The sequence below is a fragment of the Longimicrobiaceae bacterium genome, assembly GCA_035936415.1.
Lineage (GTDB): Bacteria > Gemmatimonadota > Gemmatimonadetes > Longimicrobiales > Longimicrobiaceae > JAFAYN01.
This window is the reverse complement of the sequence record DASYWD010000557.1, coordinates 1-11149: the sequence shown is the minus strand read 5'-3', so window position 1 is coordinate 11149 and position 11149 is coordinate 1. Positions and strand designations below refer to the sequence as shown.

Below are 11149 nucleotides of genomic sequence, written 5' to 3'. Positions count from 1 at the left end.
GACGGGACGACGGCCGCGCTCGCGCCTGAAGACGGGCCGCCGGGCGGCGGCATTCGGTACCGGCTGCGGACAGCGGCCTGCCTAGCGGACGAGACCCGGCATGCGGGCACGGAGTCGCTGGACGTGCGCTTCGGCCAGGAAGAAGTAGTTCGTGCTGTGGTCCCCCGGGCGCCTCCGCACCACCTGCCGTCCATCGAAAAACCAGGGCCGGTAGGACTCGTCCTCCAGCAGCTCGAACAACCGGCTGGCACCGGTACCTGAAAGGTCCGGGTCGCCCGAAACCTCAATGAGCCACGCCGGCCTGTCTTTCCGTATGAGCGATTCCGATCCGGCGATGCAGGCGAGCTCGTGTCCCTCCACGTCGCACTTGACGAAGGTCACCGGGTCGAGGCCGTCCGTGATGGAGTCGAGCGTCAGCGACCGGGCCTGCACCCGCCGGTTCTCCGTCCTGGCCTGTCCGGTCTCGTCACCGGGTATGACGTGGGCCTCGTAGTAGTTTTCCCCTGCGGAGTCGTATTTCGGCACCTCCATGGTCACGGTCGCGTCGCGATCGGAGACAGCGGCGTTGACGGCCCTCACGTTGGCCATGCCCAGCGACCGGATGTTGTGCGACAGGAGGCTGAAGGTCTGAGGCACGGGCTCCACGCTGACCACCCGGCCTGTGGGTCCAACGAGCTCCGAGAGGACTCTCGTGTAAACTCCGACGTTCGCCCCCACGTCCACGACCGTGTCTCCCGGGCCGACCAGGTGCTGCACGACCGTGAGGTCCGGCTCCTGGTCGAGCGTGAATGAGCGGAGCATCCGGGCGTAATGCCTCGCCTTCACGGGCCGGAGCAGTGGCTCGGGCAGGTAGTGCAGGGCCTGCCTCTTGAGGAACGCGTAGATCCCGGGCACGGTGCCCTCCTGGATGGCTGGCCGACGGGAATGCGCCGAACCGCGATCCCCGGTGCAATCCGCTGCCGACCGGGGAGAAGCGCGCTCCTGTTGCGGCTACGCCGCCCCGGATGCCACGCTCGGCGCCACTGGCGCCGGGAGCAGCGCCCGGTACTTCGCTGTCATGGATTCGCCGATCACGTCCCAATCGTAAACCACCTCCGCCGTGCGCCGGGCGCCCTCCCCCAGGCGGGTGCGGAGGGCCTCGTCTTCCAGCACCCGCTGCACCGCCGCGGCGAAGTCGGCCGGGTCGTCGCGGACGAGGATGTTCTCGCCGTCGCGGGCGTCCAGCCCCTCGCACCCGACGGAGGTGCTGACGACCGCCTTCCCCATGGCCCAGGCGTCCAGGATCTTGAGGCGGGTCCCCCCGCCGACGCGGAGCGGCACCACGTAGCAAGCTGCGCGTTGCACGTAGGGGCGGATGTCATCCACGTACCCGGTCAGCTCGATGCCATGCCGCTCCCTGTATTCCCGGCACGCCTCCACGGGGGCAGGGCCTACCCAGGTCACCTCCACCGGTGCGGTTGCCCCCGCTATCCGCGGCAGGATGTCCGAGGCGAAGTACTCCATCGAGTCCCGGTTCGGGAGCCAGCCATATCCTCCAACGAAGACCACACCCCGCTGGGGACCGTCGCCAGGCCGAAACTCGCGCGTGTCGACTCCGTTCGGCACCACGACGAATCGCGCTTCGGGAACAATCCTGGCGAACAGGTCGCGGTCGACAGGTGAGACCGCCACGTTCAGCGCGACCCGGCCGCACCAGGTCTGTTCCTCTTCACGCGCGAGGCGGGCCTGGAGCCCGACGTACCACCTGCGGAGCAGGTCCGTTTCCATCGCGGCACGGCGGCGCAGCAGGTCCGACTCCACGTTGTGGTGTGTGCAGACCACGGGAACTCCCTCGAAGAGCGGGAGGAACCGCGAGAGGTCCAGGCTGTCCACGTGGACGATGTCGAACCGGTTGGTCCGGAGGAGCTCGGCCAGGTGGCTCCGCACCGCCGCCGAGTCGTGCACGTAATGGGTATAGACGCGGCGCAGAACAAGGCTGCGCACGTGGTCGAAGACCAGGCGCGCCCTGCTCTGCTCCTGCGGGATGGGAAACGCGGCGACCTGCGCGAACTGTCGCAGGCCGGCAAGCGAAGCTTCGAGCTGCTCCCGGGTCTCCCGGTTCGCCCTGCGGTAGAAGCAGACCGCCGTGACGTCGAACTCCCGCGCCAGGAGCCGCAGGACGTTGAACGAGCGCTGGTGCACCCCGCTGTCGGCAGGGAATGGCAGCGTCTGGCAGAGAAACAGCAGCTTTGGCCGCAGCACGCCGCGGTCGCGGTCCGGAGGAGGCTCGTGGCGCCCGTAACTCGTCACTTCCGGTACGCCCCCGCCCCCCCGAGTACGATGATCTGGAGCGCCTTCAGCCTCGCCCAGTAGTAGACCCAGTACAGGAAAAGAGCACGTCCCAGGAGCTGGACGCTCGTGCCTGCGTGGGTCCGCGGTCTGCGCCCCCGTGACATCCTGTAGGCGACTGTCAGCGACGGTGCGATCAGCTGCGAGAGCACGACCAGCCCCACCCCCGCCGCCCCGGAGAGGGGGACCGCGGCCCAGGCGATCACCGCCGCAGCGGTCGCCGTCAGGTGGAGCAGCATCATCGCGGTGGGCTTGTCGACGGAGCGCAGGGTCACGGTCCCGAACATCCCCAGGGCGTACCAGACGTCGCGGCGGAAGAACCGCCGGATGGTCTTGGGGTTCCCCAGGTGCATCGCCGAGACCAGGTGTGACTGGTAGATCCGGAAGCCGCGATGCAGAAGCCTCTGGCAGATCTCCGCGTCCTCGCCCGTGTACAGCGCTTCGTCGAAGCCGCCGACCTGCCGGAACGCAGATGCGCGGATGGCGAAGTTCCCCGCGGGAAGCAGGTGGACGTCTCCGTCGGCGCAGCTCGCGTGCAGCTCGTGCCAGGTGGCCTCGATCCAGTGCGGCGCCGGCGGGAGGGCGTACCGGCACCCCACCGCATCTGCTCCGCTCAGCTCGAACGCCCGCCGGACCGAGTGAAGGTAGGTGGGCTCCACCAGGCAGTCTGCATCGAGGAAGCAGAGATACTCTCCGCCGGACCGGGCCGCCCCCAGGTTCCGGACCGCGGAGATGGTCCCTCCCTCCAGCCGGTAGATCGCCGCCGCGGACCCGTACCGCTCCTGGAGGCGCTCGTACGTGCCGTCGGTGGAGCCGTTGTCCACGATGATCAGCTCGGCATTGCCGTACTCCCGCACTGCCGCGAGCACGGGGTCGAGCGTCTCCTGCAGGTAGTGCCAGCAATCGCGCACCGGCATTACCACCGATATTCGCTGCATCTTCGGTGAGTCCGTGGGAGTCTTCCAGCCGCCATCCGGAACGGGCGGCCGACGGCGCGCCCGGAGTCGCGGCTCGGGCCTTCCGGGGCGGCGGACGCACCCTCTAGAGCAACGTGCATGCCCCGCCAGCGGCCCGGGAAAGACCGGAGTGGGCGCCACCGGCACCGACCTCCACGTCTGGCAATCGGGCGAGGCGGACACATTCGTTGCACGCATGCAACGTCGGCACCCCGACACCCGGGCAGGAGCTCGACTCGCGGGGCGTCGGAGTGCCTGCGTGCACAGCGTCTAGCCGACGTGCTCCCACGCGAAGCTGCAGGTATGAGGGATTCGTGAGATCACCCAGCGGTACTTCCCGGATCGCTCGCGGGGGATGTCCTCGACCTGCACGATCTCCAGTGCAATCCCGGTCCCCAATCGCTCCGCCAATCGCTGGCGCAGCTCCCGCTCGTCTGCGGGGGAGAAATCCGCCGAAGCCACGATCTTCACCAGCAGGTGATCCGGCCGCTCCTGGACCAGCTGCGACTTGATGATCTGGTCGAACGGCTTGAACGGGTGGGTAAGGACCGACGGAGAGATCATCCGTCCATCCGGGGTTACGACGATGTCCTCGGCCTTGGTGGCCACGTCCCGGATGCGGACCAGCGTCCGCCCGCACTCACACGGCTCGCGAACCATGGACGACAGGTCGCCGGTCCTGTATCGGATCAGCGGCATTGCATGGTTGTGCAGGCTGGTCCCGACGAGGAAGCCCACCTCGCCGTCCGGAACCGGCCGCCCCTCCTCGTCCACCACCTCGGTATAGCCGAACTCCTCTGAAAGATGCTTTCCGGAGTGCGCTTCGCACTCGGCCGCGAAGATCACGCGCTCCGCGTGGCCGTAGAAATCGAAGATCTCGCAGCCGAAGGCTTCGCGGATCGTCTCCCGCTGGACGGAGTGGAGCGTCTCCGACGAGGTGAACACCGCACGCATCGGAAGCCGCAGCCCCTGCCGAAGCACGTGCCTCGCGACGATGAACAGCGTCGACGGATATCCTTCCAGGAAGCGGAGACCCCGCCTGCCGATCTCGCGGACGTACAGGTCGAGGTTCTCTTCGGCCATGTGGAAGCTGGAGAACCAGACCTGCCGGTGCACGCGGTTCACCCGCCAGAACGGAGGCTTCGATTCCCGCGGCGGCACGACAGTCCGACCGAGAAAGACTCCGAGCCAGTCCACCTCCGTCATCCCGCCCCAGACCTTCTGCCGACGGTCTACGGCGTTGGTCATCACACAGGTGTTGCGATCATACCACAGGGACAGCGGAGAGCCGGTGGTTCCGCTGGTATGGCCGTGCAGCCACCCCGGAGTGGAGGTGTCCCCCGTCAGCAAGTCGGCGCCCCGCTCTCTCACGGTCTCCTTGGTGAGGAGGGGCAGCTTCCAAAGATCGCGGACCCCACCGATGTCCGCCGGGAGAACACCGTGGTGGTCCATCACCTCCCGATAGTACCGGCTGTGCTCATAGGCGGCCTTCACGACGGACCGGACCTGCCGGTCCTGGAACGCGGTCAGCTCCTCTCGCGGAGCGCGCTCGCGCTGCAGGAGACGACGAAGCGCGCTCCGATAAGGGGGGCCGTAGCGATGATGCTCGATGCGTAGCGCATATGCGTTGAGCATGAGCGTTTGAGCCCATACGGGCGACTGGCTGTAGAAGCGCTCGAGTGACATCTCTGCTGCTGCCCAGGAGCTGAACGCGGACGCGGCTCATGATCTGGATGAGACCGGCTGAGGCTGGATCGCTGGAGCGACCGGGCAATGTCTATGCCCCGCGCAGGGCCCTCATGCGTGTCCGGCCGGGATCGTCCGCCCCGGTCCCGTCGGAAGCGAAAAGGGGCCAGACCCGTGAGGATCTGGCCACCTGTCTCCTGGACGATGTCGCTAGGGGCGGGCGGTGCGGAAGTGGATGTTGTCCCAGAGGCGGTAGTCCTTCATCAGGTCGGTCGGCGCCCACTGCTCCTGGTTCCCGATGCCGTACTCGTAGATGAAGTCCGTCGCTTCGCTCGGACTGGCCCCGAAGAGCATCACGTTCGTACGCTCCTTGACGAGCTGCCCGTTGAACCAGACCCGGATGCTCCCGTTGGCCATGCCCCGGGTGTTGGCCGTCAGCTCCACCTCGACGCGGTGCCAGCGGTCGAAGGCGACCGGTGCGATCCCGTAGGCGAACTCGCGCGTGCTCGACCCGGACCAGCCCGAGACGAGCTGCAGGTCCATCCCGCTCTTGTCGGCACGCCCCCACAGGTTGACCACCACGTCGCCCGTGCGCGCGTTCGGATCGCCAAACTTGAGGTAGATCAGCTTGCGCTGGTCGTTCTGCGCCTGGGCCGGAGCCGTGTAGGGGTAGCGCGGCAGGTAGAAGTCACCCGCCAGGTAGATCCGCTCCCCGAACCCAACGCCGCTGGGATGCCCGCCCGCAGGGTTGGCGCGGTAGTAGAGCCCGCCGTTGGAATCGTGTGCGCCGCCAGACGCGGGGTCGTACACGTAGTCGACCCGCGCCACGCTCCCGCGCCCGGAGCCGGTCGGATCCGCGATGACGCTCACCGGCTTGGTGATGTGGCTACCCCACTGCCCGAAAGCCCCGATCGTCCCGTCATTGAAGTCGTGCCCGTAGACCAGCGTGCTCGTCGTGACCGTGGGCGCGCTCACCGTCACCTGCGCCGTTCCACTCTTCCCCTCGCTGGTGGCGGTAACCGTCACCGTCCCTCCGGCCACGCCCGTCACAACCCCGGTGGACGAGACCGTCGCCACGCCCGCGTTGGAAGTCGCCCAGGTCACCGGCCGGCCGGTCAGCACCTGCCCCGAGCCATCCCGGGCGACCGCCGCCAGGTCCACGCTCCCCCCCACCGCGATGGATGCCGTGCCGGGCGAGACCGTGACCGTCGCCACCGGAACCGCCGCGACCGTCACCGTGGAGACGGCGCTCTTGCCACCCGCGCTCGCGGTGACGTAGCTCGTCCCCGCGGCCACCCCGCTCACCAGCCCGGAGCCGTTCACCGTGGCCGCAGCGGTGTTGGAGGAGGTCCACCCGAAGGTGACCCCGGGGACCTCATGGCCGTTGGCGTCCCGTGCGGAGGCGCTCACCTGCTGCGTCTGCCCCACCTGCACCGTGGGAGCGGAGGGGGAGACCACCACCGAGGCGATCACCTGGCGCACCACCACGGTGGCGGTGTCGGCGAGCGCGCCGCTGGCCGCCACGACCCGGGCCGTCCCCGGCGCCTTCGCCACCACCCGCCCGGAGCCGTCGACCGTCGCGACGCCCGAGTTCAGGCTGGTCCAGCTCACCACCGCACCGGACATCGGGCTCCCCGCCTGGCTGTACACCGTCGCGCCAAGCTGCGTCGCCGCGCCGATGGCGCTCAGCGTGTCCGCCCGCGGCGAGACCATCACCCGCGACGGCACCGTCGCCGGATCGGTCGTCACGCTGACCGCGGCGGCGCCCGTCTTCCCCTCGACCGTCGCGATGATGGTCGCGCTGCCGACCGCCACCCCGGTCACCAGGCCGGAGGCCGATACCCCTGCGACCGCCGGATTGGACGTGCTCCACTCCACCAGGCGCCCGGTCAGGACGTTCCCCGAAGCGTCCCGCGCCGTGGCGACGGGGACGACGCTCCCTCCCACCACGATGGATGCGGAGGCCGGCGAGACGCTCACCGAAGCCACCTGGGCCTGCACCTTCACCGGCGCGGCGACCGTCAGCGTCGCCGTGGCACTCTTCCCGCCGGCTCTGGCCGTCACGTAGCTCGTCCCCGCCGCCACCGCGGTGGCCTGCCCGGAGGCGCTCACCGTGGCCACCGCGGTGTTGGAGGACATCCACTCGAACGCCACGCCCGGGATCTCGTTCCCGTTGGCGTCCTTCGCCAGGCCGGACAGCGGCTGGGTCTGCCCCGGATCCAGCGTCAGCGCGGTGGGCGTCACCGCGACAGAGGCGACCACCTGCCGCACCTCGACGGTAGTGGTGTCCTCCTTGCCGGCGTACCGCGCCGTGACCAGTGCGGTGCCGGTCGCCGTCCCGGTCACCAGCCCGACGTCACTGACCGTCGCGACCGCGGGGTTGAGGCTGGTCCACTTCAGCGACGAGGGCGCAACCGGATTCCCCTTGTTGTCCCGCGCGTCGGCGAGGAGGCGTACCGTGTCGCGCAGGGCGTTCAGGGTCACCGCCTCCGGCCGAAGCTGCACGGAGGACGAGTTCCCCTTCACTGCGAGACGCAGGGTGGTCGTCTGCCCGCCTACCGATGCGCCGATCAGGGCCTCCCCGGTGCGCAACGCGGAGACGGCACCGTCGGGGCCGACGTGGGCCACCTCGGGAGACGAGCTGGACCAGGAGATCCTCTGCTTGGAGACGACCCGCCCGCTTTCATCGACGACCTGGGCGTCGATCTGCACGGCTTCCCCGGCGAGGAGCTCGAGGTCGGACCTGTCCAGGACGACCCGGAGCCGCCGGAATTCGGCCGACGCGTCCAGGTTCGGCGCGGTCACGCCCGAGTCGCAGGACGGCAGGACGGCGGAGAGGGAGAGGGCGAGGGCGGAGAGGACGAGCTTCTTCGCGAGAGACATGGTGGGGGCCCGGGAGGGGTGGGTGGGGGTTCCGGCTCCCCTGTCCATCCGGCGGGCGAAGCGGGCGGAATACAGACAGCCGCCAGCCACGACCCCCGGGTGGGGAATCGCAACGCTGGCGGCCAGGCGAACGTGGCAGGGAGCCCCTGCTTTAGTCCCGTAGCTCTGCGGCCCCGTCTTTCGGCGGGTGTGCTCTGGTCAGCGAGTTTCGATCGGGGAGGCACGCCTCATAGGAAGGCTTGACGCCCACACCAGGGGCAACGGGCATTCCATCTGCGGGAAGGGGGACTGCGGAGGAAGGGAACAGCTTTTCTACGAACGACTTACCGCGAACGCAGAACGACCCGGGCCGGGCCTCCCGCTCCGGGAAGCGGTTGCATCATTCCGGTATCGTTGCGAGATGCGAGACGGACGCGAGCCGGTGCGCACCGCCCGCCAGCAGCTTGCCGGAGCCGTCAGGTGCTAGATGCAGCCGGGGCCGCCGCATGATCGCGGCGGCCCCGTGGAAACCCGCACTGCAGAGCGGACCGGGCATCTCGCACGGCTCGCTACCAGCCGGGGCTGGAACGGAAGATCTTGAAGTCGTCGAGGTAGACGGAGGTGGTCTGGTCGAAGCCGGAGTTGGACCACCCCATGAGATAGCCGTTGCGGAAGAAGTTGCCCGCAGAGTTGGTGCTCATCAGGGGGATGCCGCTCTCGTTGATGCGCTTCACCCCGTCGAACCACACCTCCACGAGGCCGTTCGCCTTGGCCGGGTCGGCGCTGTCCGAGATTCGCGCGTGGATGCGCACCTGCACCCACCGCCCACGGTTCGCGTCGGTCATGAAGCCGTTCCACTGACCCACTCCTTCGGTGCTGCTGTGCTGCACCACGGAGGCACCGCCCCACAGGTTGTACAGGTAGCTGTCGCCGTCGGAACCGGTCGTGGTGCGCCGATACTCCATTACGAAGGCCACGTTCCTGGCCCGGTAGTCCACGTCCCAGAGCGCGAAGAACTTGTTGTTGGTATCCAGTGCCCTCGGATCGTTTGCCGTGGCGCAGACGGCCCGGTGGTAGAACTTCGGCCCCGCAGTCGTCCCGCCGCTCGGGAAGTAGAGATAATATTCGAACCACACCTCCTTCAGGTCCTCCCCGAGTGCGAACCGCTGCTCCGAGAATGCGTCGTCACACAGGTCCGGATTGCCGCCGTAGGTGAACCTGAGGCTGTACGACCCGGTACGGGCGATGGTGTTGGACACGCTCACCGCGTCGCCACCGCCGCCGGCCTGCGCGAACGTCCATCCGTACCCGTTCTGAGCCGCCGCACGCGCCCCGCTCTCGAACCCGTCCGCGAACGCGGGGGTGGTGCCGGTGGGGGGCGGGGTCGGGTCGGGGTCGGGGGTCGGTTCCGGGGCAGGCTCGGTCTTCTTGGGCTTGCGGGCCAGCAGCGGGCGCTCCGGCCCCGCGGACACGGGCTCCGTCACCCCCGCGTCACAGGCTGCCAGCGCGAGCGCGGAGAGTACGCCCAGGACTCCGAACGCAAGCCGCTTTCGAGCGAACATCGGACCTCCCTCAAAGCTGGGAACGTGGGTGCTCCGGAATAGGAACACGAAAAAAGCCGCCTGCGAAGGGTCCCCCGGGTGGGGGAATCCCTGCGCTGGCGGCTCGGCTGACATAGCAGGGCGAAGCCTGCCTTAGTCCCGTGGCTCTGCGCCACCGCCTTTCGGCGGCTTTGCTCTGAGCAGCGTATAGATCGGGGGGCGGGAACGACCGGAATGCCGGCGTCCGCCGGGCCGAGCGTCCTCGCTATGTCGGATTTGGTCGCGGAGATTATAACAGGAGCTACGGGAACGCACAAGTGGCTACCGAACCGACGGTTACCGAACCAATGAAAAACATCGGTTCCGCAGGGTTTGCTCAGCCTGGCCCGACCAGAGCTACCGTGCGGGCTGGAGTACGTGGCGTGGCTGCAACACCCGGCGCGCCAGAAATGCAGACAAACGTTGAACACAAAGCGCCGACGAGCAGGTATCTTCGACGCGACCGGTCGGTTTTGGAGAGTGGCACGTCCGCTGCACGCGGTCTGTAGACCCCGAGATACCCGGCCACCCTCTCGACCGTCGCCCTGATGCCGCTTGCCTCGGTTCTCGCAGCCAACCGACTCCCCGCGTTGGACGGGCTCCGCGCCGTCGCCGTGGGGCTGGTGATCGTCTACCACGCCGGGCTGGAGATCCCGGGCGACCTGGGCGTGACCGGCTTCTTCGTGCTCAGCGGCTTCCTGATCACGTGGCTGCTGCTGGCGGAGCACGACCGGACGGGCGGGGTCTCCCTCCGCAGCTTCTACCTGCGCCGCACCCTCCGGATATTCCCCGCCTACTATGCCTTCGTGCTGTTCTCGCTGGCGTCGGACCGGCTGCTGGGTGACGGGTGGACGCCGGGCCAGACGTGGTCGATCTTCGGCTACGGGGTCAACTACTACAACGCATTCAACAACCACGAGGGGCCGATCCCACACGCCTGGTCCCTGGCCGTGGAAGAGCAGTTCTACCTGCTCTGGCCGGCGGCCTTCCTGCTCCTGGTCCGGCGCGGGGAGCGGGCGCTGCGGTGGGGGCTGGCCGGGCTGATCCTGGCGGTGCTCGCCTGGCGCTCCTGGCTCTACCTGGGGGCAGGCGCCCCCGCGGCCTACGTCTACAATGCGTTCGACACCCGCTTCGACAGCCTCGCGGTCGGGTGCCTCCTCGCCGCCCTGCTCCGGCTTCCCGCGGTCGTGCGCGCCGCCGCGCCTCTCGGCGCGCAGCCGTGGTTCGTCCTGGGGACGCTGGTCCTGCTGGCCGTCTCGCGCTCCATGCTCGGCGAGGGCTGGCACTACTCGGCGGGCTTCACGGCGGATTCGCTGCTGATCGCCGTGCTCGTCGTGCAGCTCCTCCTGGTGCACCGCTCCACGCTGTGGCGGTGGCTGGACTGGCGCCCGGTGGCATACCTCGGGGCGCTGTCCTATCCACTGTACCTGTGGCACATGGTCGGCAGCGCCATCGGCCATCGCATCCCGGGGATCCCGCCTGGACTGGACCCGGTTGCAGGGGTGCTCGCGTCCATCGCTCTCGCAGCCGGGTCGTACCACCTGCTCGAGCAGCCCATCCTGCGACTCCGCCCGATGCTGGAGGCGCGGCTCGTCGGCCGGAACGCTACCCCGGCGGGCTCCAGCGCTCCATCCGGCATCGTCGTTCCCAGTGCTTCCGTGCCGGGCTGAAGGTCGCGGAGCGGGCGCCTTCCACCCCCGGCAGAGAGAGCCCCCCCTGCGCTTCGAAGCGCAGGGG

Annotated in this window: 7 protein-coding genes and 2 riboswitches; of the genes, 1 reads left to right on the top strand and 6 read right to left on the bottom strand. The window is 68.8% G+C overall.

Annotated elements, in window-relative coordinates; genetic code table 11:
• Nucleotides 1-81: 81 nt before the first annotated feature.
• The 6 genes from VGR37_22305 to VGR37_22280 form a co-directional block, all read right to left on the bottom strand.
• Nucleotides 82-894 carry an FkbM family methyltransferase gene (locus VGR37_22305; GenBank protein HEV2150147.1) on the bottom strand — a complete coding sequence of 271 codons (813 nt, stop codon included), beginning with the start codon at nt 892-894 and terminating at the stop codon, nt 82-84.
• A gap of 96 nt (nt 895-990) precedes the next feature.
• On the bottom strand, nt 991-2181 hold the full coding sequence (locus tag VGR37_22300) for a glycosyltransferase family 4 protein (GenBank protein HEV2150146.1): 1191 nt from the start codon (nt 2179-2181) through the stop codon (nt 991-993).
• A 104-nt stretch (nt 2182-2285) separates the two neighbouring features.
• Nucleotides 2286-3266 (bottom strand): glycosyltransferase, encoded by a 981-nt coding sequence (locus VGR37_22295; protein HEV2150145.1) that lies wholly within the window; start codon nt 3264-3266, stop codon nt 2286-2288.
• Between the two features lie 288 nt (nt 3267-3554).
• On the bottom strand, nt 3555-4970 hold the full coding sequence (locus VGR37_22290) for a hypothetical protein (protein ID HEV2150144.1): 1416 nt from the start codon (nt 4968-4970) through the stop codon (nt 3555-3557).
• Nucleotides 4971-5180: 210 nt separating this feature from the next.
• Nucleotides 5181-7853, bottom strand: coding sequence for an Ig-like domain-containing protein (locus VGR37_22285; GenBank protein HEV2150143.1), 2673 nt, complete (start codon nt 7851-7853; stop codon nt 5181-5183).
• A 114-nt stretch (nt 7854-7967) separates the two neighbouring features.
• Nucleotides 7968-8057, bottom strand: a riboswitch (cyclic di-GMP riboswitch).
• A 344-nt stretch (nt 8058-8401) separates the two neighbouring features.
• Complete coding sequence (locus tag VGR37_22280) at nt 8402-9394, bottom strand: heparin lyase I family protein (GenBank protein ID HEV2150142.1); 993 nt, start codon at nt 9392-9394, stop codon at nt 8402-8404.
• A gap of 94 nt (nt 9395-9488) precedes the next feature.
• A riboswitch (cyclic di-GMP riboswitch) is annotated at nt 9489-9579 on the bottom strand.
• Between the two features lie 423 nt (nt 9580-10002).
• On the opposite strand from VGR37_22280, the gene VGR37_22275 reads away from it, so the two are divergent.
• Nucleotides 10003-11082, top strand: coding sequence for an acyltransferase (locus VGR37_22275; protein HEV2150141.1), 1080 nt, complete (start codon nt 10003-10005; stop codon nt 11080-11082).
• Nucleotides 11083-11149: the final 67 nt, after the last annotated feature.

Coding starts and splice junctions, on each gene's coding strand:
- VGR37_22295 (HEV2150145.1), bottom strand. CDS start 3,266: ATGCAGCGAATATCGGTGGTAATGCCGGTGCGCGATTGCTGGCACTAC.
- VGR37_22285 (HEV2150143.1), bottom strand. CDS start 7,853: ATGTCTCTCGCGAAGAAGCTCGTCCTCTCCGCCCTCGCCCTCTCCCTC.
- VGR37_22280 (HEV2150142.1), bottom strand. CDS start 9,394: ATGTTCGCTCGAAAGCGGCTTGCGTTCGGAGTCCTGGGCGTACTCTCC.
- VGR37_22290 (HEV2150144.1), bottom strand. CDS start 4,970: ATGTCACTCGAGCGCTTCTACAGCCAGTCGCCCGTATGGGCTCAAACG.